The 24,217-nt window shown below is 67.9% G+C and carries 22 protein-coding genes; 13 read left to right on the forward strand and 9 right to left on the reverse strand.

Going from position 1 to position 24,217, the window contains the following annotated elements; all coding sequences use genetic code 11:
• Positions 1-13 precede the first annotated feature (13 nt).
• Positions 14-907 (reverse strand): DMT family transporter, encoded by an 894-nt coding sequence (locus LCM15_RS01765; protein ID WP_224852512.1) that lies wholly within the window; start codon positions 905-907, stop codon positions 14-16.
• An 80-nt stretch (positions 908-987) separates the two neighbouring features.
• Entirely contained in the window at positions 988-1,818 is an 831-nt protein-coding gene (locus LCM15_RS01770) for a DUF533 domain-containing protein (RefSeq protein WP_224852513.1), read from the reverse strand.
• 133 nt (positions 1,819-1,951) lie between these two features.
• Here LCM15_RS01770 and LCM15_RS01775 point away from each other — a divergent pair, with 133 nt between their 5' ends.
• Positions 1,952-2,833 carry a DMT family transporter gene (locus LCM15_RS01775; protein WP_224852514.1) on the forward strand — a complete coding sequence of 294 codons (882 nt, stop codon included), beginning with the start codon at positions 1,952-1,954 and terminating at the stop codon, positions 2,831-2,833.
• A gap of 9 nt (positions 2,834-2,842) precedes the next feature.
• Here the strand turns inward: LCM15_RS01775 and LCM15_RS01780 are convergent, their stop codons facing one another.
• Positions 2,843-4,261, reverse strand: coding sequence for a protein adenylyltransferase SelO (locus LCM15_RS01780; protein WP_224852515.1), 1,419 nt, complete (start codon positions 4,259-4,261; stop codon positions 2,843-2,845).
• Positions 4,262-4,746: 485 nt separating this feature from the next.
• Here LCM15_RS01780 and LCM15_RS01785 point away from each other — a divergent pair, with 485 nt between their 5' ends.
• Positions 4,747-5,679: a pirin family protein gene (locus LCM15_RS01785; protein ID WP_224852516.1), complete on the forward strand. Its 933-nt coding sequence runs from the start codon at positions 4,747-4,749 to the stop codon at positions 5,677-5,679.
• Positions 5,680-5,809: 130 nt separating this feature from the next.
• On the opposite strand, the gene LCM15_RS01790 is transcribed toward LCM15_RS01785, so the two are convergent.
• A complete protein-coding gene (locus tag LCM15_RS01790) occupies positions 5,810-6,256 on the reverse strand; it encodes a GNAT family N-acetyltransferase (protein WP_224852517.1) in 447 nt (148 codons plus the stop codon).
• A complete protein-coding gene (locus LCM15_RS01795; RefSeq protein ID WP_224852518.1) occupies positions 6,253-7,191 on the reverse strand; it encodes a nucleoside hydrolase in 939 nt (312 codons plus the stop codon). The genes LCM15_RS01790 and LCM15_RS01795 overlap by 4 nt, the downstream gene beginning before the upstream one ends.
• A gap of 221 nt (positions 7,192-7,412) precedes the next feature.
• On the opposite strand from LCM15_RS01795, the gene zwf reads away from it, so the two are divergent.
• From zwf to LCM15_RS01815, 4 genes are all read left to right on the forward strand, one after another.
• Positions 7,413-8,873 carry a glucose-6-phosphate dehydrogenase gene (gene zwf, locus LCM15_RS01800; protein WP_224853059.1) on the forward strand — a complete coding sequence of 487 codons (1,461 nt, stop codon included), beginning with the start codon at positions 7,413-7,415 and terminating at the stop codon, positions 8,871-8,873.
• Entirely contained in the window at positions 8,870-9,547 is a 678-nt protein-coding gene (gene pgl, locus LCM15_RS01805; protein ID WP_224852519.1) for a 6-phosphogluconolactonase, read from the forward strand. Before zwf ends, pgl begins: the two co-directional genes overlap by 4 nt.
• Positions 9,548-9,610: 63 nt before the next feature.
• A complete protein-coding gene (gene pgi, locus LCM15_RS01810; protein ID WP_224852520.1) occupies positions 9,611-11,194 on the forward strand; it encodes a glucose-6-phosphate isomerase in 1,584 nt (527 codons plus the stop codon).
• Between the two features lie 119 nt (positions 11,195-11,313).
• Complete coding sequence (locus LCM15_RS01815; protein WP_224852521.1) at positions 11,314-12,069, forward strand: PRC-barrel domain-containing protein; 756 nt, start codon at positions 11,314-11,316, stop codon at positions 12,067-12,069.
• Positions 12,070-12,127: 58 nt separating this feature from the next.
• On the opposite strand, the gene LCM15_RS01820 is transcribed toward LCM15_RS01815, so the two are convergent.
• Entirely contained in the window at positions 12,128-12,565 is a 438-nt protein-coding gene (locus LCM15_RS01820; protein WP_224852522.1) for a cupin domain-containing protein, read from the reverse strand.
• A 125-nt stretch (positions 12,566-12,690) separates the two neighbouring features.
• Between LCM15_RS01820 and LCM15_RS01825 the strand changes: the two genes are divergently transcribed.
• The 6 genes from LCM15_RS01825 (at position 12,691) to LCM15_RS01850 (ending at position 18,216) form a co-directional block, all read left to right on the forward strand.
• Positions 12,691-13,311, forward strand: coding sequence for a holin-associated N-acetylmuramidase (locus tag LCM15_RS01825; protein WP_224852523.1), 621 nt, complete (start codon positions 12,691-12,693; stop codon positions 13,309-13,311).
• Positions 13,302-13,814 carry a holin family protein gene (locus LCM15_RS01830; RefSeq protein ID WP_224852524.1) on the forward strand — a complete coding sequence of 171 codons (513 nt, stop codon included), beginning with the start codon at positions 13,302-13,304 and terminating at the stop codon, positions 13,812-13,814. Before LCM15_RS01825 ends, LCM15_RS01830 begins: the two co-directional genes overlap by 10 nt.
• A 426-nt stretch (positions 13,815-14,240) precedes the next feature.
• Entirely contained in the window at positions 14,241-16,208 is a 1,968-nt protein-coding gene (locus LCM15_RS01835; protein WP_224852525.1) for a heme lyase CcmF/NrfE family subunit, read from the forward strand.
• Complete coding sequence (locus LCM15_RS01840) at positions 16,205-16,663, forward strand: cytochrome c-type biogenesis protein CcmH (protein ID WP_224852526.1); 459 nt, start codon at positions 16,205-16,207, stop codon at positions 16,661-16,663. Before LCM15_RS01835 ends, LCM15_RS01840 begins: the two co-directional genes overlap by 4 nt.
• 190 nt (positions 16,664-16,853) lie before the next feature.
• Positions 16,854-17,354 carry a DUF2087 domain-containing protein gene (locus LCM15_RS01845; protein WP_224852527.1) on the forward strand — a complete coding sequence of 167 codons (501 nt, stop codon included), beginning with the start codon at positions 16,854-16,856 and terminating at the stop codon, positions 17,352-17,354.
• Between the two features lie 85 nt (positions 17,355-17,439).
• Positions 17,440-18,216 carry an enoyl-CoA hydratase-related protein gene (locus tag LCM15_RS01850; RefSeq protein ID WP_224852528.1) on the forward strand — a complete coding sequence of 259 codons (777 nt, stop codon included), beginning with the start codon at positions 17,440-17,442 and terminating at the stop codon, positions 18,214-18,216.
• 312 nt (positions 18,217-18,528) lie between these two features.
• Here LCM15_RS01850 and gltA read toward each other — a convergent pair whose 3' ends face one another.
• Together gltA and gltX are read right to left on the reverse strand one after the other, a co-directional pair.
• Positions 18,529-19,827 (reverse strand): citrate synthase, encoded by a 1,299-nt coding sequence (gene gltA, locus LCM15_RS01855; protein WP_224852529.1) that lies wholly within the window; start codon positions 19,825-19,827, stop codon positions 18,529-18,531.
• 103 nt (positions 19,828-19,930) lie between these two features.
• Positions 19,931-21,337, reverse strand: coding sequence for a glutamate--tRNA ligase (gene gltX / locus LCM15_RS01860; protein WP_263619527.1), 1,407 nt, complete (start codon positions 21,335-21,337; stop codon positions 19,931-19,933).
• A gap of 77 nt (positions 21,338-21,414) precedes the next feature.
• Here gltX and LCM15_RS01865 point away from each other — a divergent pair, with 77 nt between their 5' ends.
• A complete protein-coding gene (locus tag LCM15_RS01865) occupies positions 21,415-23,460 on the forward strand; it encodes a ComEC/Rec2 family competence protein (protein ID WP_224852530.1) in 2,046 nt (681 codons plus the stop codon).
• A 10-nt stretch (positions 23,461-23,470) separates the two neighbouring features.
• Here the strand turns inward: LCM15_RS01865 and lexA are convergent, their stop codons facing one another.
• Positions 23,471-24,166: a transcriptional repressor LexA gene (gene lexA, locus LCM15_RS01870; protein WP_224852531.1), complete on the reverse strand. Its 696-nt coding sequence runs from the start codon at positions 24,164-24,166 to the stop codon at positions 23,471-23,473.
• Positions 24,167-24,217 lie beyond the last annotated feature (51 nt).

The raw sequence follows: 24,217 nt of genomic DNA on the forward strand, positions 1-24,217 counted from the left end.
GTGGCGGCCCGGCTCAGGCGTTGACGGGAACCTCGGCTCCCGTGCGCCGCCGTCGCCGCGGCAAGAGGATGTAGAGCGCGAGGCTCGCCAGCACGATGGCCCCGCCCGCAAGCATCCGCGGCGTCGGCGCCTCGCCGAGACCGACCCACACCCAGAGCGGGCCGAGCACGGTCTCGAGCAGCATCAGCAGGCTGACATTGGCGGCCTGCGTGTAGCGCGAGGCCTGCGACAGCGAGAAGAATGAGATCGGCAGGATCAGCAGCGCGGTGATGAGGATCATCGCCACGTTGCCATCCGCGATGCGCCCGGGCCCGGCCACGATCAGGCCCGCGAGCCCGGCCAGCAGCGAGCCGGTGCCGAGCGCCGGCAGCAGCGGCAGCTCCGGCGCGCGGCGCAGGCTGACGAAGGTGGTGGCAAGGCTCAGGGCCGCGCCGAGACCGCAGAGCGCCCCGGTCAGGGCGGCGGCGTTCAGCGCCAGATCACCATGGCCCGAGACCGCGATGCCGATGCCGGCGAGCACGGCGACGATGGTGGCCCAAGTGGCTCGGCTGGCGGGCTCTCCCAGCAGGAGCCACGACAGCAGCGCCGACCAGACCGGCACCGTGGCGACCGCGAGCAGCACCACCGCCACCGGGGCCGCGGCGATTCCCATCGGGAACAGGAGCGCGTTGAAGAACTGCGCCAGGATCAGCACCAGCCCCGCCGGGCGCAGCAGCCGGTGCAGTGGCGCCTCGCGGCGCGCGAGACAGGCCCAGGCGAGCCAGAACATCGCGCCCACGCCAAAGCCGCGCCAGGGCATCATCTGCCAGCCGTCGAGCCCCGAGATCCGCATGAGCAGCGCGTCCGGGGTCAGCACCAGCGCGCCGAAGGCCGCGAGCGCGATACCAAAGCGGGACGAGCGTTGCATGGCGGGACTCCTTCTTGCGCACAAAAGCCAGCCCCGCCCGGCGGGCGCCGGACGGGGCGGAACTCTGCGGGCAGAGTGGTTCAGGAATAGAGCGGTTGCAATCCCATCTGCATGTGCAGCTGGTTGACCACCAGTTCCGACAGCCCCATCGCCTTGGCCAGCCGGTCGAGATACCCGGCCTCGGCATCGGTATCGACGCGGATGGTCATCAGCGAGGCGGCATAGACCTGTGCCTTCTGCGCCTCCGGCGTTTCGGCCGCGAGGGTTTCGGGATCGACCTTGGCGGCAAGCTGGGTCTTCACGAAGGCGAGGTCCTCGGCGGTGGCGTCCTCGCCCAGAGTCTCGAGGATCTTGGCCTGTTCCGCCTTGTCGATGCCGCCGTCCGATTTCGCGGCCTGGATCATCGCGCGCAGCATCAGCCCGGCGGCCTGCTCGGCCTCGGGCGGGGTGTCGGCGGTGCTGACCTGGTCGAGCATCGCGCCGACGCCCTTGCCGCTCATCGCGGCGGCCCCTCCGGCGGCGGCAAAGAGCGCCGGCAGCCCGGCGCCGCCGTCGCCCGAGAGCGCCGAGAGCAGCCCGCCCTTTGGGCTGCCAGCGTCCGAAGGCGAAAGGCCCGCCCCGCCGAACATCGCGCCGAAGCCGCCCTCCTGCATCTTGCGCATCATCTCCTGCAGCGGGTTGGCCGAGCCGGTCTCCTGGAACTTGGCCATCATCTCCTGCAGCGGCGTGGCGGCGTCGCCGGACCAGATCTTGCCCATCTGCGATTGCAGGTTGGTGCCGGGCTCGCTGCCCTTGACCTGCGCGCCGCCGCCAAGCAGGGCGCCGGGGCCGCCGCCGCCGGACAGCTTGTCGACGCCTCGTGCCGCGGCGTAGCCGATGGCGAGCTTCGCCAGCGTACCCATCAATGACATGGTGTCCTCCTCCCGAACTGGTCTCCGTTGGCCTCACCTTGGCAGAAAGCCCCCGCGCGGGGGAAGGAAAAACGCCCGGACCTCGTGCGGGCATTCGCTTGACGCCCCGCGCGGTTCGGTGTTGAGCCGTGGCATGACACTTCGCAAGTCCATGGATCTCGCCGGTGCGGCGGGGCTGATCGGGTTCTCGACGCTGCTGGCGTTCAACCAGGTCGTCGTGAAACTCACCAATGACGGTATCTCGCCGGTGCTCTCCGCCGGGCTGCGCTCGGCGGTCGGGGTGCTGGTTCTGGGGCTCTGGATCGCGTGGCGGCGCCCCGGGGCGCTCGCGGGCATGGCGCAGGCCAAGGCCGGCGGGCTGCTGCTCGGGCTGCTGTTCTCGGCCGAATTCATGGCGCTGTTCACAGCGCTCGACTACACCACCGTGTCGCGCGGCTCGATCGTGTTTTACTCGATGCCGGTCTGGCTGGCCCTCGCAGCGCATCTCTGGCTGCCCGGAGAGCGGCTGACCCGCGCCCGCCTGCTGGGCCTGCTGCTGGCGATGGCAGGCGTGGGCTGGGCGCTGTGGGATCCGCAGAGCCGCAGTGCAGGCGACTGGCGCGGCGATGCGCTGGCCCTGCTCGCCTCGCTGCTCTGGGCCGGGATCGTACTCACGGTGCGCCTGGGGCGGGCCGAGCGCCTGAGCGCCGAGGCGCAACTGATGTGGCAGGTGGCAGTCTCGGCGCTGATCCTGCCGGTGCTGGCGCCGTTCTTCGGCCCGCTCCTGCGCGCGCCCACGGCGCTGCACTGGGGCGGCGTGCTGTTCCAGGGCATCGTGGTCGTCGGTGTGGGATTCACCTTCTGGATGGGCGTGATGAAGCGTTACCGCGCCTCCGACGTGGCCGCCTTCAGCTTCCTGTCGCCGGTGCTGGCGGTCGGCATGGGCTGGCTGCTGCTGGGCGAGCCGGTGGGGCCGAACTTCCTCGGCGCGCTGGTGCTGGTGGCGGCGGGGATCGTGCTGATCAACCGCCGCTGAGCCGCTCCCTCAGGTCCCGCAGAAGGTGGCCGGGACGATCTCGTCCTCGGTCGGCGGATGCCGTAGCTCCTCGGCCTCGGGCTGGTCGTCATAGGGCCGGGCCAGCACCGCGTTCAGGTGATGAAAATAGCGCTCGTCGCCGTCGACCGCAGCGGCGATCATCTGCTCGATGCGGTGGTTGCGCGGGATGAAGGCGGGGTTGCTGCGCCGCATCAGCCCCTCCGGGTCGGGCTCGTCCGCGATGCGCTCGCGCCAGCGCGCCTCCCAGCCGTCGAACGCGGCGCGGTCGGTGAACTGATCGCGCGCGTTATCCTCGAGCAGGGCCCGGAAGGTGTTGGTGAAATCCGCCTGACCCTTGTGCATGAGGTCGAGCAGCTCGCCGATCAGCGCGGCATCGCCGGGCTCCGGGTCGGCAAGGCCGATCTTGGCACCGAAGCGCTTGAGCCACGCGGCGCGAAGCAGGTCCGCCATGCCGTGCACGATCTCGGTGAAGGCCTTCACGCCATCGTCGGCATCGGGCATCAGCGGCACCAGCGCGGTGGCGAGCTGCGCCATGTTCCAGACGATGATGTCGGGCTGGGCCGAGTAGGCGTAGCGCCCGTGGCGGTCGATCGAGGAGTACACCTGATTGGGATCGTAGCGGTCCATAAAGGCGCAGGGGCCGTAATCGATGGTCTCGCCAGAGAGCGTGCAGTTGTCGGTGTTCATCACGCCGTGGATGAAGCCGAGGCTCAGCCACTGCGCCACCAGCGTCGCCTGCCGCTCGCAGACCCTGGCGAGCAGCTCGTCGGGGCTGGTTACGCCGGGATAGTGCCGATCGACGGTGTAGTCGTAGAGGGTCTGCAGCTCCTCGTACTGCCCGCGGGCGGAGAAGAACTGGAAGGTGCCGACGCGGATATGGCTCTGCGCCACGCGGGTGAGCACGGCGCCGGGCAGGGGGCGTTCGCGCAGGATGTCCTCCCCGGTGCGAACTGCCGCCAGCGCCCGCGTGGTCGGCACGCCGAGCGCGTGCATCGCCTCGCTCACGACGTACTCGCGCAGCACCGGCCCGAGCCAGGCGCGCCCGTCGCCGCGCCGCGAGTAGGGCGTGGGGCCAGAGCCCTTGAGCTGGATGTCGCGGCGCGTCCCGTGCGTGTCCACCACTTCGCCCAGGAGCAGCGCGCGCCCGTCACCCAGTTGCGGAGAAAAGCCTCCGAACTGGTGGCCGGCATAGGCCTGCGCCAGCGGGTCGGCGCCGTCGGGCAGCACGTTGCCGGCAAAGATCGGCCCGAGCCGCGGGTCATCGCTGCCGGTGATGCCGAGCTCGCCGGCCAGGGCCTCGTTGAAGGCGATGAGCGTCGGCTGCGCCGCGGTGGCGGGCTTGAGCTTGGTGTAGAAGGCGCCGGGCAGGCGGGCGTAGCTGTTGTCGAAGGGGATGTGCAGGGTCATGGCCCAGAGATAACCGCTCGCGCGCGGAAAGAAAGGCCCCATCCGCGCAAGCTCTGACCTGCGCCCCATTGCAGAGGCACGGTGCGCCTCCTCTCTGCGTCCCGAATATGATCGGCCCGAGGTCCACGGGGCGGGCCACAGGTCAGGCGCGCCGCTTCCTCCCGACCGACCGCGCCCAGGCCGGGGCCGGTGCGCAGCTCCCGTCTCCTCTACGTCCCAAATACACACGGCCCGAAGTTCGCCACAGGCGCCCCGCCGGCCCAACCCGACCAAGCTGCGCCCACGCCGGGGCCGGTGCGTGGCTCCGATCTTCTCTACGTTCCAAATACTCACGACGCAGCGCCCGCCACCGGAGAGACCTCGATCAGGCGCGCGCCAACCGCAATCTATTCGCGCAAATGCGCACATGATTAGCGCATATATGGGTCTATCGTGCGCTAAATAACGCGCTATCTTATCCTTATCATCCTGAGAGGAGACATCCCATGAGCTGGAACCCCGCGCTGGACCCGCATTGCCCCACCGGAGACGAAGTTGACGCCATCGACACGCTGATCGTGCCGCGGGCTCGAGATCTTGGCGGCTTCGAGGTGCGCCGCGCGCTGCCTGCGCCGAAGCGGCAGATGGTCGGCCCGTTCATCTTCTTCGACCAGATGGGCCCGGCCGAGTTCCTGCCGACGCGCGGCCTTGATGTGCGGCCGCACCCGCATATCGGGCTGGCGACGATCTCCTACCTGTTTCGGGGAAGGATGCATCACCGCGACAGCCTCGGAACCGATGCCTGGATCGAGCCGGGCGCGGTGAACTGGATGGTGGCGGGTCACGGCATCACCCATTCCGAGCGCACCGATGACAAGACACAGGTCGATCCGATGCCGTTCTTCGGCATTCAGACCTGGGTGGCGCTGCCGAAGGATCACGAGGACCGCGCACCGCTGTTCCAGCACGCCGCGGCCGATGCGCTGCCTTACCTTGAGGGCGAGGGCAAGTCGGTCCGCCTGATCCTCGGTGACGCCTGGGGCGAGCACGCCCCGGTCGAGACCGCCTCGCAGATGTTCTATGCCGACGCGGTGCTCGAGGCCGGTGCGGCGATCCCGATGCCCGACAACCACGAGGACCGCGGCGTCTACGTGGTCGAGGGGGCGGTGGAGCAGGCCGGAACCACCTATGAGGCCGGCCAGATGATGGTGTTCCGCCCCGGCGATCGGGTGTCGCTGCGAGCCGGCCCGAATGGCGCTCGGGTGATGTTGCTGGGCGGCGAGACGCTGGAGGGGCCGCGCTATATCTGGTGGAACTTCGTGGCGTCCTCGAAGGAGCGCATCGAGGAGGCCAAGGAGGCGTGGCGCCGGGGCGACTGGGACAACGGGCGCTTTCACCTGCCGCCCGGGGATGACGCGGAGTTCATCCCTCTGCCGTGAGGGGCGTTCGGCTTGCGGGGTCAGAACACCCGCGTCAAAGCCGGAGAGACCGGGACACGGACGCAATTGTCTGCCGCCGGGGGAGGATGCGGACTTCTTCTCTCCGCCGTGAAAGGCGATCCACGCAGGGTCAGAACACCCGCGTCATTGCCACACTGCGTTCGCGCGGCTTCAGGCGCGCGCGGCGGAAGAATCCCTGAAGGCGCTCGTCGTCTCGGTCGATTTCGAGATGCAGCGCCGCGACGCCGCTGTCGCGCAGCCCGTTCGAGAGCGCGTGCAGGGCCTCTCCGCCCATCCCGCGACGGCGCACGGCGGGGCGGATGTAGAGCTCGTCGACTCGGGCATCGAGGCCGCCGAACTCGATGCTCCAGCCAAAGCTCACCACGACATAGCCCACAGGTGACTTGCGGGGGCCGATCAGCCAGATGGCGCCGTGGGGCTGGCCTTCGAGGATCGGCTCCAGCGCCGCCTGCACGTGCTGCGCATCGGTGCCGTAGCCCTGCTCGGCATGAAAGGCCGCGACGAGCGGCATCAGCCGGGCGAGATCGTCCAGGCCTGCCAGATGCAGTGATTTCATAGCCGTGCCAAACGTTCCGTCAGAAGGGTGAAGAATCCGTCCGCGTCGATGTCGCGGATGAAGGTGGCGTTGGGCGCGCGGTCGGTCACGCCCCACCAGTCGGCCACGGTCATGCCGCGGGTGAGATCGGAGACGGTCTCGATCTCGACATTGATGAAGCGGCCCGCGAAGAGCTCCGGCTTCAGCAGGTAGGCGGTCACGCAGGGGTCGTGCAGCGGCGCGCCGTCGGAGCCGTATTTCTCGCGGTCGAAGCGCTCGAAGAAATCGGTCATCTCGGCCACCGCGGTGCCGACCTTGGTGCCGAGCGCGCGGAAGGCGTCGTTGCGGGGCGGGGTGACGAGCGCCTTGTGGGTGGCGTCGAGCGGCAGCACGGTGATCGGGGCGCCGGAGCGGAACACCAGCTCGGCCGCTTCGGGGTCGACATAGATGTTGAACTCGGCCGCCGGAGTGATGTTGCCGACCTCGAAATAGGCGCCGCCCATCAACACGATCTCCTTCACCCGCGCGGCGATCTCGGGGGCGCGCTGGAAGGCGGTGGCGATGTTGGTAAGCGGGCCGAGCGGGCAGAGCGTGACCGTGCCCTCGGGCTCGGCGCGCAGCGTCTCGATGATGAAATCGACGCCGTGCTGTTCCTGCAGCGCCATGGTGGGGCCGGGCAGGTCGGGGCCGTCGAGCCCGGTCTTGCCGTGGACATGCTCGGCGGTGACGAGGTCATGCGCCAGGGGCCGGTCGCAGCCGGCGAACACCTTGATGTCCGGGCGGCCCGCCAGTTCGCAGACGATGCGCGCATTGCGCGCCGTCAGATCGAGCGGCACGTTGCCGGCGACGGCGGTGATGCCCAGCACCTCGAGTTCCTCGGGCGAGGCCAGCGCAAGCAGAATGGCAACCGCGTCGTCCTGACCGGGATCTGTGTCGATGATGATTTTCTGGGCCATGATCGTCCTCGGTTGGTTTCAGCCAGACAGGTCGCACGGAGGCCCCCGGCGTTCAAGGACCAAGCGCCTGCGACGGCAATTCGCTGCCGTGCAGAAAATTATGTCAGGTCAACATTGCCGTTACCCAATGCGATGTTAGACTCGCCTCGCAGATTGGGATAGGGAGTGGGCGCGGTTAGCGCTAACGATCAGCAATGCAAAGAATCGGAGACACACCCGAGATGGTTTCCCGCGTCATTCCCGTCGAGCCTTTTGACCTCATCATCTTCGGGGGCACCGGTGATCTCGCCCGTCGCAAGATCCTGCCGGCCCTGTTCCGGCGCTTCTGCTCGGGCCAGATGCCCGAAGACAGCCGGGTGATCGGCGCCGCGCGCTCGGAGATGGACGATGCCGCCTTCCGCGACTTCACCCGCGAGGCGCTGGTCGAGTTCGGCAAGTCGCAGGCCGACAATTCCGAGGCCATCGAGGCGTTCCTGTCGCATCTGCATTACGTTCCCGTGGATGCCAAGGGCGAGGGCGGCTGGGACGCGCTCAAGAACCTGCTGCGCGAGGACGAGGGCATCGTGCGCGCCTATTACTTCTCGGTCGGTCCGAGCCTGTTCGCCGATCTCGCCGGGCAGGTGCGCAACCATGGCCTGTCGAACCGCGCCACCCGCATCGTCGTCGAGAAACCCTTCGGCCACGACCTCGAGAGCGCGCGCGCCCTGAACGAAGAGCTTGCGCAGTATTTCCACGAGGATCAGATCTACCGCATCGACCACTATCTCGGGAAAGAGACGGTTCAGAACCTGATGGCGGTACGCTTCGGCAACATGCTGTTCGAGCCTCTGTGGAACGCGCAATATGTCGACCACATCCAGATCACCGTGGCCGAGACCGTCGGCGTCGGCGGACGCGGCTCCTACTACGACAAGTCCGGTGCCATGCGCGACATGGTGCAGAACCACCTGATGCAGCTTCTGTGCCTGATCGCGATGGAACCTCCGGCGCGGTTCGAGGCCGACGCGGTGCGCGACGAGAAGCTCAAGGTGATCCGCGCGCTCGAGCCGGTCGATCCCGACCAGATCGTGCGCGGGCAGTATACCTCCGACGGCGAGATGCCGTCCTACCGCGAGGATGCCGAGAACCCGACCTCCAAGACCGAGAGCTTCATCGCGCTGAAATGCTACGTGTCGAACTGGCGATGGGCCAACACGCCGTTCTATCTGCGCACCGGCAAGCGGTTGACGGCGCGCGCGTCCGAGATCGCGGTGGTGTTCAAGGAAACGCCGCATTCGATCTTCGGCATTGACAGCGGCCGCCACCGCAACGTGCTCTCGATCCGCCTGCAGCCCAACGAGGGCATGACGCTCGGCGTCACCATCAAGGAGCCGGGGCCGGGCGGGATGCGGCTCGTGGACGTACCGCTCGACATGTCCTTCGCCGAGGCGCTGGGGCCGGAGGCCGAGGAGGTCACCGATGCCTACGAGCGGCTGATCATGGACGTGATCCGCGGCAACCAGACGCTGTTCATGCGCGGCGACGAGGTCGAGGCCGCCTGGGCCTGGACCGATCCGCTGATCGAGGGCTGGGAACGCCGCGGCGACTCGCCCAAGCCCTACGACGCCGGAAGCGCCGGGCCGGACGATGCTGCCTTCCTCATCAATCGCGACGGGCGCCGCTGGCGCGGGATCAAGTCATGAGCTACGAATTCAAGCAATACCCCGATCGCGAGATGCTCGCGATGGACCTCGCCAACCAGATCGCCGGAGAGCTGCGCGCGGCCCTCAGCCATCAGGAGCGCGCCGCGCTGGCGGTGCCCGGCGGCACCTCGCCGGGGCCGGTCTTCGATACGCTCTGTGCCGCCGATCTCGACTGGGCGCGGGTCGACGTGATGCTGACCGACGAGCGCTGGGTGCCCGAAAGCTCCGAGCGCTCGAACACCCGGCTCCTGCGCGAGCGGCTGCTGACCGACCGGGCCTCTGCCGCGCGCCTCCTGCCGCTCTATGCCGACGCTGAGACCCCCGAGGAGCGGCTGGCCGAGCTGGCCGACGGCATCGCCCCGGCGCTGCCTCTGGCGGTGGTGCTTCTGGGGATGGGGGCCGACATGCACACCGCCTCGATCTTTCCCGAGGCCGACAAGCTCGAAGAGGCGCTGGCGGGCAATGCCCCGATCCTGCTGCCGATGCGCGCGCCGGGGGCGCCCGAGCCCCGCATCACGCTGAGCGCGCAGGTGCTCGATGGCGCGCTGAAGAAGCACGTCGTGATCTACGGCACCGAGAAGCGCGAGGTGCTTCAGAACGCGCGCGGGCGGGCGCCCATTGACGCGCCGATCAATGCCGTGCTTGACGAGGCCGTCGTGCACTGGGCCGAGTAGCCCCGGGCTGCGCGACAGCCGCCCGAGAGATAATTGGCCGATTGAACCAGAGTGAGAATTGACATGTGGGATGACCTCAAGAGCCTCGCCGCCGCGCGCGACGGGACCCGTATCGACGCGCTGTTCGCGCAGGATGCCGCGCGGGCCGAGACGTTCTCGGTGCGCCATGACGGGATGCTGTTCGATTACTCCAAGACCCTGATCGACCCCGAGATCCGCGCGGCGCTGATCGCGCTGGCCGAGGGGGCGGGGCTGGCCGAGCGTCGCGGTGCCATGTTCTCGGGCGCGAAGATCAACGAGACCGAGGGCCGCGCCGTGCTGCACACCGCGCTGCGCAATCTCGACGGCACGCCGGTCGAGGTCGATGGCGTCGACGTGATGCCCGAGGTGCTCGACACCCTGTCGCGCATGGAGGCACTTGCTGACGAGATCCGCGCCTCGGAGATCACCGACGTGGTCAATATTGGCATCGGCGGCTCGGATCTCGGGCCAAAGATGGGCTACATCGCCCTGGCACCTTACGCCGACGGGCCGCGCTGCCATTTCGTCTCGAACGTCGATGGCGCCGACATCGCCGACACGCTGAAGCTCTGCAAGCCAGAGAGCACGCTGTTCATCATCGCCTCGAAGACCTTCACCACGATCGAGACCATGACCAACGCCAAGAGCGCCTGGGCCTGGCTCGAGAAGAATGGCGTCTCGACCGAGGGCAAGTTCGTGGCGCTGTCCTCGAACCAGGCCGCAGCTGGCGAATGGGGCATCCCCGAGGATCGGGTCTTCGGCTTCGAGGACTGGGTCGGCGGGCGCTACTCGATGTGGGGTCCGATCGGTCTGTCGCTGATGATCGGCGTCGGGCCCGCGCAGTTCCGCGCCTTCCTAAAGGGCGGCATGGCGATGGACGCCCATTTCCGCACCGCGCCGCTCGCGCAGAACATGCCAGTGATGCTGGCGCTGGTGGGGATGTGGCACAACCAGGTGCTGGGCCACGCGACCCGCGCGGTGCTGCCCTATGACAACCGCCTGAGCCGGCTTCCGGCCTATCTCCAGCAGCTCGAGATGGAGAGCAACGGCAAGGGCGTGAGCATGAACGGCGCCGATCTCGCCTGCAATTCCGGCCCGGTGGTCTGGGGCGAGCCCGGCACCAACGGCCAGCACGCGTTCTACCAGCTGATCCATCAGGGCACCCGGGTGGTGCCGTGCGAGTTCATGGTGGCGGCGCAGGGCCACGAGCCCGAGCTGGCGCATCACCATGCGCTGCTGATCGCCAATTGCCTTGCCCAGTCGGAGGCGCTGATGCGTGGCCGCAGCCTCGACGAGGCGCGCGACAAGGTCGCCGGCAAGTTCGAGGGCGACGAGCTCGAGCGGCAAGCACGGCACCGGGTGTTCCCGGGCAACCGCCCCTCGACCACGCTGATCTATCCCAAGCTCGAGCCAGAGACGCTGGGGCGCATCGTGGCGCTCTACGAACACCGCGTCTTCGTCGAGGGCGTGATCCTCGACATCAATTCCTTCGACCAGTGGGGCGTCGAGCTTGGCAAGGAGCTTGCGACCGCACTTGGCCCGATGGTGACGGGTGAGGCGCCGGCCGACGAAAAGGACGGCTCGACCCGGCAACTCCTCACATTCATTCACAAGAATGCGAGATAAAGTTCCATAAAAAACATGTTACTGGTGGACCTTTGCCCGGGTGGAACGACCCGGGCAACTGCGTGTTGTGAGGGCAGACGTCGCAACGCAGTGACGAACACACCCACGGAGGATACACCATGAAACGCCTTACCATGACCGTCGCAGCCATTGCCCTCACCGCTGGTGGTGCCATCGCACAGACCGCCACTGATGAGAGCAACATGGAGCAAGCCGAAACCAACATGGAGCAGGCTGGCGAGAACGTCGAGCAGGCGGCCGAGAACACCGGTCAGGCCATCGAGAACAGCGCCGAGAACGCCGGTCAGGAGATTGAGAACGCTGCCGAAGACGCCGAGCGTGAGATCGACCAGGCAGCGAACCGCACCGGCCAGAGCATGGAAGATATCTTCGGCATGGACGAAGACGGCCTCATCCGCAGCCGTGACATCACCGGCGGTGCCGTTTACGCGGTCCGCGAAGATGCTGCCATGACCGACACCGACATGGCCGAAGGCGAGCCTGCCATGGGTGACGAGACCGAAATGGCGGACACCAATGCTGACGCCGAGATGAACGCCGAAACCGACGAGACCGACATGGCCGCCAACGATGGCATGGCGACCACCGGCGGCATGGGCACCTACACTGAGATCGGCGAAAACTGGGATAACGTTGGCGAGATCGAAGACATCGTCTTCACCGCCGATGGCAAGATCGAAGGTGTCGTGGCCGAAGTGGGTGGCTTCCTCGACATCGGCGACAAGCACGTGCACATCTCTCTCAGCGACGTGCAGCTGATGCCGATCGACGATGGCTCCTATGCCCTGGTGACCAACTACACCAAGGATCAGCTGATGGAGATGCCCGACATCGACGAGTCGGCAATGCAATAAGCCGCGCTCTTGCGCAGCATTCCAAGGCCGGGGATTTTCCCCGGCCTTTTTCTGTGCGCTATCGGGAAATATCGAAGCCGGGGTCGGCCAGCTGGAAGCCCTCGAAGCGGAACCCGGGCGACACGGTGCAGCTTACCAGCGTCCAGTCCCCGAGGCTGCGCGCTGCCTGCCAGTGGTGGGCAGGCACGATGATCTGGGGCCGTTCCGGCCCGCTCAGGTCCTGCCCGAGCCGGTGATCCTCGCGCGGGCCCGCCGCGTCGGGCGAGATCGACAGCTCGAGCGGCGCCCCGGCGTGCCAAAGCCAGATCTCGTCCGCATCGACCCGGTGCCAGTGGCTGCGCTCTCCGTCTTTCAGCAGAAAATAGATGCAGGTCCCTGCGGGCCGCTCCCCGGGTTGCGCATCGGCCACCCATGTCTGGCGGTAGTGGCCGCCCTCCGGGTGCGGCTCGAGCCGCAGCAGGGCGATGATCTCCTCGGCGGTTTGGGTCTTGGTCATGCGGGCTCCGTGCGCTGCGGTCATCTCTCGTTCACCCGGATCTGGCCGGATGTGACGGGAGGGAACCAGCCTTCGCGGCAGAAGGGAACCCTCGCGGTTTTGTTGCCGAAAGAAGGAGGCCTGCCATGAGTGTGACTCCCCGCATCCGCCAGATCGCGGACGAGATCGTCCAGCGAGAGGGTGGCTACGTCAACGATCCCGACGACCCCGGCGGCGCCACCAAGTTCGGCGTGACCATCCACACGCTGCGCCGGCTCGGCATGGATCTGGACCGAGACGGCGATGTCGATACCGGCGATGTCCGGGTGCTGAGCCGCGCTCAGGCGGTTGAGGTCTTTCTGGAGCACTATTTCCACCGCCCGCGCCTCAATGAGCTGCCCGAGGTGCTGCAGGCCTCGGTCTTCGACATGTACGTGAACGCCGGGGCCAACGCGGTGAAGATCCTGCAGCGGCTTCTGTGCGAGATGGGGCAGGGCGTGGCGGTGGACGGTGTCCTCGGGCCGCGAAGCCTCGCCGCCTGCGCCCGCGCCGCCGCGGCTGCGCCCGAGCACATCGCCGACGCCTACGGGATCGCGCGGCGAAACTACTATTTCGCTCTGGCCGACGCCCGCCCCGCGAGCCGAAAATACGCCCGCTCCCGCGCGGGAGGGAAAGGCGGCTGGATCCGCCGCGCCGAAGCGTTCATCGCCCCGCGCTACCACATGACGGAGGCCGAGTTTCGCGCCCGGGTGGGCTTATGGGGCTGATCGATCGCGCGATGGCGCTGCTCTTCGGCTCGGGGCGCAACGTGGTGGCCGAGACCGCCGAGGTCTTCCGGGTCAATGCCGAGGCGCGCGATGCGCGCGAGGCCGGGCTGCGGGGCGAGGCGCTGGCGCAGTTCGGCGCCGAGTTCGCGCGCCAGCGGCGCTCGCGCTTCGATCGGCTGATGGACGGTCTCAACCGCCTGCCGCGCCCGGCGCTGGCGCTCGGCACGCTGGGGCTCTTTGTCAGCGCGATGTGGGACCCGGAGTGGTTCGCGGCGCGGATGCAGGGGCTGGCTCTGGTGCCCGAGCCGATGTGGTGGCTGCTGACCGCCATCGTGGGCTTCTATTTCGGCGCGCGCCACCAGACCAAGGGGCAGGAATTCCGCCGCGACATCGCCGCCGTGGTCGCTGCCGCGCCGATGGTGCGGCCCGAGGGACCGCCCTCCGCGCAAGGGCGGAGCGACAACGCGGCGCTGGCGGATTGGCGGGAGAGCTTGGGCCGGTGACGGCGGGCTGACCTTGGGGTGAGTGTCATTCGCGTTTTGACCGTGCGGAACGGTGGCCGCCGGCCGCCGCGCATCGGTCATGCTGAAAGCATAGCTCCGGCATGACCCGCCCCCGGACCGGCGATGTGCCGACGTTTGCGCCAAGCTGAGAGACGCTTCGGAATTGCCCGGGATGACATAAAGGACGCGCCGAAAAGAACGCCAATCCGCCGACCGACGATGCGCGGCCTCGTTTTTCCTTGCACCTCTTGGAGAAAGCCGCATTTCGATAAGCATTGCTGCCGCCATAGCAATTCAGGTCATTCCCGGTGGCGTCCCGGCCCTGCGCCTTCATTCCTCCCCGACATACGGTTGCGACAATGTGAACGCCGGTCAAAAGTGATTTTCGTTGGCCGGTCCCATGCCCTTTCGTATACACGGGGCACCATGATTACCGAGCTCGGACACTTCGCCCTCATCCTCGCCGCCCTCGTCGCCTGTGTTCAGGCGGTGGTCCCCATGATCGGCGCCCATAAACGCTGGCCCGGCTGGATGGCCGTCGCCGAACCTGCCGCCACGGCGCAGTTCCTGCTGGTGCTGATCAGCTTCGCGGCGCTGACTCACGCTTTCGTCACCTCCGACTTCTCGCTGCGCCTCGTGGTGATGAACAGCCACTCGGCCAAGCCGATGCTCTACAAGATCAGCGGTGTCTGGGGGAACCACGAGGGCTCGATGCTGCTCTGGGTGATGATCCTGTCGCTCTTCGGGGCGCTGGCGGCGTGGTTCGGAGGCAACCTGCCGCCGACGCTGCGCGCCCGCGTGCTGGGCGTTCAGGCCATGGTGGGCGTGGCCTTCTTCGCCTTCATCCTGATGACCTCGAACCCGTTCCTGCGCATGGCGGTGCCGCCCTTCGACGGGCAGGACCTGAACCCGCTGCTGCAGGACCCCGGGCTCGCCTTCCACCCGCCGTTCCTCTACCTCGGCTATGTCGGGCTTTCGATCTGCTTCAGCTTTGCCGTGGCGGCGCTGATCGAGGGCCGGGTCGACGCCGCGTGGGGCCGCTGGGTGCGGCCCTGGACGCTGCTGAGCTGGGTGTTTCTCACCATCGGCATCGCGCTCGGCTCGTGGTGGGCCTATTACGAGCTTGGCTGGGGCGGATTCTGGTTCTGGGACCCGGTCGAGAACGCCTCGTTCATGCCGTGGCTGCTGGCCGCCGCCCTGCTGCACAGCGCCATCGTGGTCGAGAAACGCGAGGCGCTGAAGAGCTGGACCATCCTGCTCGCCATCCTCGCCTTCGGTTTCTCGCTGATGGGCACCTTCATCGTCCGCTCGGGTCTTCTGACCTCGGTGCATGCCTTTGCCACCGACCCCGAGCGCGGCGTCTTCATCCTTGCCATCCTCGTGATCTTCACCGGCGGCGCGCTGACGCTGTTCGCCGCCCGCGCCGGGGCCATGCAGGCCAAGGGCGTGTTCGGCGTCGTCAGCCGCGAATCTGCGCTGGTGGCCAACAACATCCTCCTCGCGGTGGCCTGTTTCGTGGTCTTCGTCGGCACGCTCTGGCCGCTGGTCGCCGAGATGCTGTTCGCCCGCAAGCTCTCGGTCGGCGCGCCGTTCTTCAACATGGCCTTCACGCCCTTCATGGTGATTCTGGGCCTGCTGCTGCCCATCGGCGCCATGCTGAGCTGGAAGCGCGCCAAGGTCGGTCGCGTCATGCGCCAGCTTGCCCCCGCGCTCGGCCTCGCCATCGCCGTCGCCGGCCTGTTCTGGACCATCCAGACCGGGCGCAGCCTGCTCGGGCCGGTGGGGCTGTTCCTCGGCACCTGGCTGGTGGCCGGCGCGATCACCGACCTGCTGAGCCGCATCGGCAAAAGCCGCGACTACAGCCGCCTCTTGCGTTTGCCGCGGGCAGACTGGGGCAAGGCCGTGGCGCATGGCGGGCTCGGCATCTGCATGGCCGGCATCGCCGGCCTGATGGCCTGGCAGCAGGAAGATATACGCGTGGCCGAGCTTAACCAGCCGTTCGAGCTTGGCGGCTACGAGTTCGAGCTCCTGGGCGTCGAGCGCGTGCGCGGGCCCAACTACTTCTCCACCATGGGCGAGGTCGCGGTGCGTCAGGACGGCGAGGAGATCGCCCATCTCTACCCGGAAAAGCGCGAGTACCCGGTCGCCAAGATGCCCACCACCGAGGCCGCCATCGACTACCGCTTCCTGCGCGACCTCTACGTGGTGATCGGCGATCCGCAGTCCGGCGGCGGCTGGACCATGCGGGTCTACATCAAGCCGCTGGCGAACTGGATCTGGGGGGGCTGCATCCTGATGGCCCTGGGCGGCCTGCTGAGCCTGTCCGACCGGCGCTTCCGCGTGGCCGCGGGCGCCCGCAAGGCCACCCCCGCGAAGGGAGTGCCGGCGGAATGATGCGCTCTGTCCTTGCCCTTGCCTTCGTGCTGATCGCCACCCTCGCGCAGGCGGTCCAGCCCGACGAGATCCTCGACGATGCCGCGCTCGAGGCGCGGGCGCGCGAGATCTCGCAGGGGCTGCGCTGCCTGGTCTGCCAGAACGAGAACATCGACGATTCCAACGCCTCGCTGGCCCGCGACCTGCGCCTGCTGGTGCGTGAGCGTCTGGTCGAGGGCGACAGCAACGACGAGGCCGTCGCCTACATCGTCGACCGCTACGGTGAATACGTGCTGCTGAAGCCCACCACCGGCGGCTGGAACTGGCTGCTCTGGGCCGCGGGGCCGCTGCTCTTCGTCTTCGCGCTGCTCACCGGCGCGCTCTACATCCGTGGCCGCTCCCGCGCCGCGGCCCCCGCCGAGGCCGGGCTCAGTGACGACGAGAAGGCGCGGCTCGAGCAGATCCTGCGCGAGTGATGCGAGAGGCGGGCGATGGACCCGCGGACCGGCGCCTGCTATGATCCCGGCAGGGTCCGCAGTTCACCCAGGCGCCGCCACTCGCTAAACCTGCTTTCTCATCGCTGATCCACGTTCCCGGCGATACCCGACGGACAAGGGCGGACCTCCACCCCTGAACAGGGGCGCGGTATCGGATCCGGAGGATTTGATGACCCGAGACGTGATTTCCCTGCAGATCGACGATCTGTCGCAATTCGCCCGCACCCTGCGCGCAGGCCTCGCCAACCCGCCTTCGCATGTCGAGATGCTGGGCCAGATCGCCCGCGCGGCGGGGTACCGCAACTATCAGCACCTGCGCGCCCATCACACGCCGGCGCCGAAACCCGACGCCAAGCGCGTCGACAAGGCCCTGCGTTACTTCGACGGGCAGGGGCTGCTGATGCGCTTTCCCGGCCGGACGCAGATGCAATGGCTCTGCCTCTGGGCGCTCTGGGCCCGTCTGCCAGCGCGCGAGGAGATGTCCGAGCGTGCCATCAGCGCCCGGATCGACAGCCTCACCGCCTTTCGCGACGCCGCGCAGCTGCGCCGCAGCATGGTGGAGGCGGGGCTTCTGACCCGCACCCTCGACGGCGCGGTCTACCTCCGGCGCGAGCAGCAACCGAGCGCCGAGGCCCGCGCGCTGATTTCCGCGGTGTCGGCGCGGATGTGACGCCGCGTTTGCCTTTGCCAAGGGTGTCTCCTGCCTGTCTTATGACGCCCGGACCCGAGAGGCGGGAGGAGACAGGAGGCACCCCATGCAGTACGAGACCATCACCTACGAGATCGCCGAGGACGTCGCGGTCATCACCCTGTCGCGGGCCGACGTGATGAACGCGCTCAACACCCAGATGCGCGCCGAGATCACCCACGCAGTGCAGGCGGCCGGCCGCGCGGCGCGGGTCGTGGTGCTCACCGGCGCGGGAAAGGCGTTCTGCTCGGGGCAGGATCTCGGCGACCGCGAGACCGCCGCCAACATGGATCTCGAGCGCGTGCTGCGCGACGAGTACGAGCCGATGCTCAACGCCATCACCGGTTGCCCGGTGCCGACCATCGCCGCGGTGAACGGCGCGGCGGCGGGGGCCGGCGCCAATCTCGCGCTGGTGCATGACGTGGTGATCGCCACCGAGAGCGCCTTCTTCATGCAGGCCTTCACCCGCATCGGCCTCATTCCCGATGCCGGCGGCACCTGGGCGCTGCCGCGCCAGATTGGGCTGGCCAAGGCGATGGGGGCGGCGCTCTTCGCCGACCGCATCTCTGCGCGCCAGGCCGATGCGATGGGCATGATCTGGGAAGCGGTCCCCGACGCCGAGTTTGAGGCCACCTGGCAGGCCCGCGCGGCCTATCTCGCCAACGGCCCGACCGAGGCCTATGCCCGCATCAAGACGGCGCTGCGCGGCGCCTTCGAGAACAACCTCGAGGCCCAGCTGCGCCTCGAGTCCCGCCTTCAGGGCGAATGCGGCAAGACCCGCGACTTCAAGGAAGGCATCGTCGCCTTCCTCGAAAAGCGCCCGCCCAGTTTCGAAGGCCGCTGACCGCACCCATCCCACAGGGAGCGCCCTGACCGCTCAGGCGCCCCTGTCTTCTTCTGGCCAAAAATATCCCCGCCGGAGGCATCCCACGCAAACCACGCCGCGCGGCACCTAACCACCCCCCGGCGCTCACAACCTCCCGGCCAGCACAGCGGCCCACGCCCGGGCGCGCCAAACTTCTCTTCGTCAAAAATACTCCCGCCGGAGGCATCCCGCGCATGCCACCCAGCACCACGCCGGCACAGCATCCCAAGGACCCCAAACAAAAAAGCCGCCCCGAAGGGCGGCTTTCTCGTCTCGTACAAGACCGCTGCGTCAGCGGGTCTCGATATCGGTGTAATCGCGGGCCGTGCTGCCGAGATAGAGCTGGCGCGGGCGGCCGATCTTGTGCTGCGGATCGGCCAGCTGTTCCTTCCACTGCGACACCCAGCCCACGGTCCGCGACATCGCGAAGATCGGGGTGAACATCGAGGTCGGGAAGCCCATCGCCTCGAGGATGATGCCCGAGTAGAAATCGACGTTCGGGAACAGCTTCTTCTCGGCGAAATAGGGATCGGCGAGCGCTTGCTTTTCGAGCTCCTTCGCGGTGGCGAGGATCGGGTTGTTCTCGACGCCGAGCAGGTCGAGCACCTCGTCGGCGGACTGCTTCATCACCGTCGCGCGCGGGTCGAAGTTCTTGTAGACGCGGTGGCCAAAGCCCATCAGGCGGAACGGGTCGTTCTTGTCCTTGGCGCGGGCGATGAACTCGGGAATGCGGTCGGGCGAGCCGATTTCCTTGAGCATCTCGAGGCAGGCCTGGTTGGCGCCGCCATGGGCCGGACCCCAGAGGCAGGCGATGCCCGCCGCGATGCAGGCGAACGGGTTGGCGCCCGAGGACGAGGCAAGGCGCACGGTCGAGGTCGAGGCGTTCTGCTCGTGATCGGCGTGCAGGGTGAAGATCCGGTCCATCGCGCGGCTCAGGATCGGGTTCACCTGGTAGGTCTCCGCCGGCACGCTGAAGCACATGTGCAGGAAGTTGGCCGCGTAGCTCAGGTCGTTGCGCGGGTACACGAAGGGCTGGCCGATCGAGTACTTGTAGGCCCAGGCCGCGATGGTCGGCATCTTGGCGATCAGGCGGTGCGAGGCGATCTCACGCTGCTTGGGGTCCGCGATGTCGGTGCTGTCGTGGTAGAAGGCCGACATGGCGCCGACCACGCCCACCATGGTCGCCATCGGGTGCGCGTCGCGGCGGAAGCCACGGAAGAAATACTGCATCTGTTCGTGCAGCATGGTGTGGCGGGTGATGGTGTTCTCGAAGGTCTCGAGCTCGGTCGCCGAGGGCAGCTCGCCGTAGAGCAGCAGGTAGCAGACCTCGAGGTAGTGCGACTTCTCGGCCAGCTGGTCGATCGGGTAGCCGCGGTGCAGCAGCTCGCCCTTGTCGCCGTCGATGAAGGTGATGGTGCTGTCGCAGCTCGCGGTCGAGGTGAAGCCCGGATCGTAGGTGAAGACGCCGGCCTGCGCGTAGAGCTTGCGGATGTCGACGACGTCGGGGCCCGCGGTCGGCGAATACATCGGCAGATCGTAGGTCTGGTCGTCGATCGTCAGAGTCGCATTTTTCGTCGGAGTTTCAGCCATGTTTCGTCGTTCCTTTCGAAAGGGCCCCGGCGCCGTGCGCCCGGGGCGATAGTGTCTAACATGGCCTTGGCGAGCCGTTTGTCGAAACGCTCCCTTCAGGCCGTCACCCCGTCTCAGAGGCGGCTGCGTGCGCGAGGCGGGAAAGGCTTTCTTCCTTGCCGAGCACCAGCATCATGTCAAAAACGCTCGGGGTGACGGCGCGTCCTGCCAGAGCGGCACGCAAGGGGCCGGCAAGCTTGCCGAATTTGGTCCCCTGTGCCTCTGCGAAAGCGCTCATCTCCCCCTCGAGTTCTTCCCGCGACCAGCTAGCATTTTGCAGCTGCGGCGTCAACGCAGCCAGTATACCACGGGATACTGGGTCCAGCGCCTTGGCCGCCTTCTCGTCCGGCTCAATCGGCGTTTCCGCAAGGATAAAATGCGCCTTTTCAAGCAGTTCAGGGAAGGTTTTGGCGCGGTCTTTCAGGCAGTACATGCCGCGCAGCAAACCGTCGCGCTGCGCTTCCGTCAGGGCAAGCAGACCCGCGGCATCGAGATACGCCTCGATTTCTTGCAGCAGTGCAGCATCGTCGGCGATGGCGATATGCTGGCCGCAGAGATTCTCCAGCTTCTTGAAATCGAACCGGGCGGCGGACTTGCCGATTCCCGACAGGTCGAACCACTCCATGGCCTGCGCATCGGTGAAGAACTCGTCGTCGCCGTGGCTCCAGCCGAGCCGGGCGAGGTAGTTGCGCATCCCCGCGGAGGGGTAGCCGATCTTCTGGTATTCATCGACACCGAGCGCGCCGTGGCGCTTCGACAGCTTCTTGCCGTCGGGGCCGTGGATCAGCGGGATGTGGGCATAGACCGGCAGCGGCCAGCCCATCGCCGTGTAGATGCCCATCTGACGCGCCGCGTTGTTCAGGTGATCGTCCCCCCGGATCACATGGGTCACGCCCATGTCGTGGTCGTCGACCACGACGGCCAGCATGTAGACCGGGGTGCCATCCGAGCGTAACAGGATCATGTCGTCGAGCTGATCGTTGCGGATCGTGACCCGGCCCTGCACCTCGTCCTCGATCACCGTCTCGCCCTCGGTCGGCGTCTTCAGCCGCACCGCGTAGGGGGCATCGGGGTGGCTGGCCGGATCGGCGTCGCGCCACGGGCTCTGGAACAGGGTCGAGCGGCCGGCCGCCTTGGCCTCTTCGCGGAAAGCGGTGATCTCGTCCTGGGTCGAGAAGCACTTGTAGGCCGCGCCCCGGGCGAGAAGCTCGCGGGCCACCTCGGCATGACGGTCGGCGCGCTCGAACTGGCTCACCACCTCGCCGTCATGGTCGAGCCCGAGCCAGTCGAGCCCCTTGAGGATCGCCTCGGTGGCTTCGGGGGTCGAGCGCGCGCGGTCGGTATCCTCGATGCGCAGCAGGAACTTGCCGCCCCGGCCGCGGGCATACAGCCAGTTGAACAGCGCCGTGCGCGCGCCGCCAATGTGCAGGTAGCCGGTGGGCGACGGCGCGAAACGGGTGACGACGGTCATGGGTATTAACCTCTCGGTAACCAAGGGGGCGTAGGGTTTTCCCGGTTCCTTAACCAGCGGACGGGTCAGGGGCAAGTATGGGGCGGATGGGGGAGCGGCTGACGTCGGCGCTGACATCGGCGTTGACTGGGCAGCGGGGCCACCTGTTTCCCTGGTGCGCGGTGGCGCTGGCAGGCGGCATCGGCACCTACTTCGCTCTCCCCGATGAGCCGCCGGTCTGGAGCCTCGTGTCGGCGGCGTGTGTGGGAAGCATATTGCTGGCACTGTCGCGGCGGCTTCCCATGTGGCTCGCTCCACTGGCCGTCGCGCTTGCCCTCGCGGTGCTGGGGATCGCACTGGCGGGGGGGCGCGCGCATCTGATGTCCGGGCCCCAGCTGGGGTTTCGATACTATGGCCCGATCGAGGGGCGGGTCATCGGGATCGACCGCTCGGCATCGGATGCGCTGCGCCTGACCCTCGACCGGGTGGTGCTGGAACGCATGGCGCCGCACGACACCCCTCTGCGGGTGCGCGTCTCGCTGCACGGGCGGCAGGACGATCCGCCGCCGGGGCCCGGCGACGTGGCGATCCTGACCGGCCATCTCTCACCCCCCGCCGGCGCGGCCGAGCCCGGCGGGTTCGACTTTCGCCGTCATGCGTGGTTCCTGCGCCTTGGCGCGGTGGGCTACACCCGGACCCCGGTGCTCCGCCTTGCCCCGGCGCAGCGCGACACGCCGGTGCTGCGCCTGAGGCTCGCCATCGCCGAGAGGGTGCGCACGGCGCTGCCGGGCGAGGCCGGGGCCTTTGCCGCCGCCATCATGACCGGCGACCGCTCCGCCATCGGCCTGCCGACGCTCGAGGCGCTCCGGCACAGCAACCTCGCGCATCTTCTGGCCATCTCCGGGCTGCATATGGGGCTGCTCGCGGGCGTGGTCTTCTCCGCGACGCGCTTGGCGCTGCTGATCCCGCGACACACCCGTCACGGCTGGCCCGGCAAGAAGATCGCCGCCGGGGTGGCGCTGGTCGCCGCCGCCGGATACCTCGCGCTGTCGGGCGGCAATGTCGCCACCCAGCGCGCCTTCGTGATGGTGGCGGTGATGCTGGTGGCGCTGCTGTGCAACCGCCGGGCGCTATCGCTGCGCAGCGTGGCGCTGGCGGCGATGATCGTGCTGGCGTTGCGCCCCGAAGCGCTGCTCGGGCCGGGCTTCCAGATGAGCTTTGCGGCGACTTTGGCGCTGGTCGCGGTGTTCGGTGCCATGCGCGACCTCGCGATCGAGCGCGGACTGCCGTGGCTGGCACGGCCAGTGCTGACGCTGGTGGTCTCATCGGTGACCGCCTCGCTCGCCACGGCGCCGGTGTCGATGGCGCATTTCAACATCGTCTCGCATTACGGGCTCGTCGCGAACCTCGTGGCGGTGCCGGTCATGGGGCTGATCGTGGTGCCGATGGCGGTGGTGGCTGCGCTGCTCATGCCGCTGGGGCTCGAGCCGTTCGCGTTGTGGGTCATGGCGCTGGGGCTCGAGTGGATCCTGACGATCGCCGACACGGTCACAAGCTGGGAGGGCGCGCTGGGGCAGGTGCGCGCGCCCGGCGCATGGGTGCTGCCACTGCTGGCCGCGGGCGGGTTGATCCTGTGCCTGTGGCAGGGGCGCGGCCGCTGGGCCGGGCTGCTCCCGCTTTCGCTGGCGGTAGCTCTTTGGGCCGGTGGGACGCGCCCGGCGCTGCTGATTTCCGACAGCGGAACTCTGGTCGGCGCGATGACCCCGGAGGGCCGAGCCCTCTCTCGCGAGCGCGGCGCCGGCTTCGTGGCCGGGGTCTGGCTGGAGAATGACGGTCAGCCCGGCGGGCAGGCCAAGGCGGCGGCGCTGTGGCCCGAGGGCGACGAGGCGAGGGTGGCGCGGATTTCCGTCGCCGGAGCGCGCGTGACGCACTTGCAGGGCAAGCGCGCTGCCGCTGCGTTCCGAGGCTGTGGAGCGCGCGAGCTCGTGGTGTCGAGCACCGATCTGCCGGACTGGCCGGGCTGCGAGATCTTCGACCCGGAGCGGCTTGCCCGCACCGGCGCGGTGGCGTTGTGGCAGACACGTGAAGGCCCGCGCATCGAAACAGCGGCGGGCCGAAGGCTCTGGCACCGAGGCGCGGACTGAGCGTGCCGGATCAGTAGGTCCGGATCAGACCGACGAGGCGGCCCTGCACCTTGACCGCGCCCATCGGCAGCACGCGCGGCTCGTAGGCCGGGTTCTCGGCCTCGAGCACGATGGTGTCGCCCTTGCGGCGGAAGCGCTTGAGCGTCGCTTCGTAGCCTTCGATCTGCGCCACGACGATGTCGCCGTTGCTGGCCGACGCGCTCTCGCGGATGATCACCACGTCGCCGTCATGGATGCCGGCATCGATCATCGAGTCGCCCTTGACCTCGAGCGCGTAGTGATGCGCGTTGCTCGACAGCATGGCGCCGGGCACGGCGATGTTGGGCGGATTGTCGGCGATCGACTGGATCGGCTCACCGGCGGCGATGCGCCCGAGAAGCGGCAGTTCCAGCGCCTCGGCATTGCTGATCGGCTGCGCCTTGGCAGGACGGCTGTCGGGGCGGTCGCCGTCGATCACCTGCGGCGTGAAGCCGGCGGGCTTGCCACCAAGGCTTTCAGGCAGCTTCACGATCTCGATTGCGCGGGCGCGGTGAGCGAGGCGGCGGATGAAGCCGCGCTCTTCTAGCGCCGTGATCAGGCGGTGGATGCCGGACTTGGATCGGAGATCGAGCGCATCCTTCATCTCGTCGAAACTGGGCGGCACGCCATCGCGCTGCAGCCGTTTGTTGATGAAATCCAGAAGGTCGAGCTGTTTCTTGGTCAGCATTCTGCGGTCTCCGCCGTTTGTCTGCCCTTTGTTCTACGCATGTTCTTGTTT

The organism is Salipiger bermudensis, from assembly GCF_020171625.1.
Taxonomy (GTDB): domain Bacteria; phylum Pseudomonadota; class Alphaproteobacteria; order Rhodobacterales; family Rhodobacteraceae; genus Salipiger; species Salipiger bermudensis_B.

Excerpts from the sequence above, each read along its gene's own strand:
- LCM15_RS01765 (WP_224852512.1), bottom strand. The coding sequence starts at position 907 with ATGCAACGCTCGTCCCGCTTTGGTATCGCGCTCGCGGCCTTCGGCGCG.
- LCM15_RS01770 (WP_224852513.1), bottom strand. The coding sequence starts at position 1,818 with ATGTCATTGATGGGTACGCTGGCGAAGCTCGCCATCGGCTACGCCGCG.
- LCM15_RS01775 (WP_224852514.1), top strand. The coding sequence starts at position 1,952 with ATGACACTTCGCAAGTCCATGGATCTCGCCGGTGCGGCGGGGCTGATC.
- LCM15_RS01780 (WP_224852515.1), bottom strand. The coding sequence starts at position 4,261 with ATGACCCTGCACATCCCCTTCGACAACAGCTACGCCCGCCTGCCCGGC.
- LCM15_RS01785 (WP_224852516.1), top strand. The coding sequence starts at position 4,747 with ATGAGCTGGAACCCCGCGCTGGACCCGCATTGCCCCACCGGAGACGAA.
- LCM15_RS01790 (WP_224852517.1), bottom strand. The coding sequence starts at position 6,256 with ATGAAATCACTGCATCTGGCAGGCCTGGACGATCTCGCCCGGCTGATG.
- LCM15_RS01795 (WP_224852518.1), bottom strand. The coding sequence starts at position 7,191 with ATGGCCCAGAAAATCATCATCGACACAGATCCCGGTCAGGACGACGCG.
- zwf (WP_224853059.1), top strand. The coding sequence starts at position 7,413 with ATGGTTTCCCGCGTCATTCCCGTCGAGCCTTTTGACCTCATCATCTTC.
- pgl (WP_224852519.1), top strand. The coding sequence starts at position 8,870 with ATGAGCTACGAATTCAAGCAATACCCCGATCGCGAGATGCTCGCGATG.
- pgi (WP_224852520.1), top strand. The coding sequence starts at position 9,611 with ATGTGGGATGACCTCAAGAGCCTCGCCGCCGCGCGCGACGGGACCCGT.
- LCM15_RS01815 (WP_224852521.1), top strand. The coding sequence starts at position 11,314 with ATGAAACGCCTTACCATGACCGTCGCAGCCATTGCCCTCACCGCTGGT.
- LCM15_RS01820 (WP_224852522.1), bottom strand. The coding sequence starts at position 12,565 with ATGACCAAGACCCAAACCGCCGAGGAGATCATCGCCCTGCTGCGGCTC.
- LCM15_RS01825 (WP_224852523.1), top strand. The coding sequence starts at position 12,691 with ATGAGTGTGACTCCCCGCATCCGCCAGATCGCGGACGAGATCGTCCAG.
- LCM15_RS01830 (WP_224852524.1), top strand. The coding sequence starts at position 13,302 with ATGGGGCTGATCGATCGCGCGATGGCGCTGCTCTTCGGCTCGGGGCGC.
- LCM15_RS01835 (WP_224852525.1), top strand. The coding sequence starts at position 14,241 with ATGATTACCGAGCTCGGACACTTCGCCCTCATCCTCGCCGCCCTCGTC.
- LCM15_RS01840 (WP_224852526.1), top strand. The coding sequence starts at position 16,205 with ATGATGCGCTCTGTCCTTGCCCTTGCCTTCGTGCTGATCGCCACCCTC.
- LCM15_RS01845 (WP_224852527.1), top strand. The coding sequence starts at position 16,854 with ATGACCCGAGACGTGATTTCCCTGCAGATCGACGATCTGTCGCAATTC.
- LCM15_RS01850 (WP_224852528.1), top strand. The coding sequence starts at position 17,440 with ATGCAGTACGAGACCATCACCTACGAGATCGCCGAGGACGTCGCGGTC.
- gltA (WP_224852529.1), bottom strand. The coding sequence starts at position 19,827 with ATGGCTGAAACTCCGACGAAAAATGCGACTCTGACGATCGACGACCAG.
- gltX (WP_263619527.1), bottom strand. The coding sequence starts at position 21,337 with ATGACCGTCGTCACCCGTTTCGCGCCGTCGCCCACCGGCTACCTGCAC.
- LCM15_RS01865 (WP_224852530.1), top strand. The coding sequence starts at position 21,415 with ATGGGGCGGATGGGGGAGCGGCTGACGTCGGCGCTGACATCGGCGTTG.
- lexA (WP_224852531.1), bottom strand. The coding sequence starts at position 24,166 with ATGCTGACCAAGAAACAGCTCGACCTTCTGGATTTCATCAACAAACGG.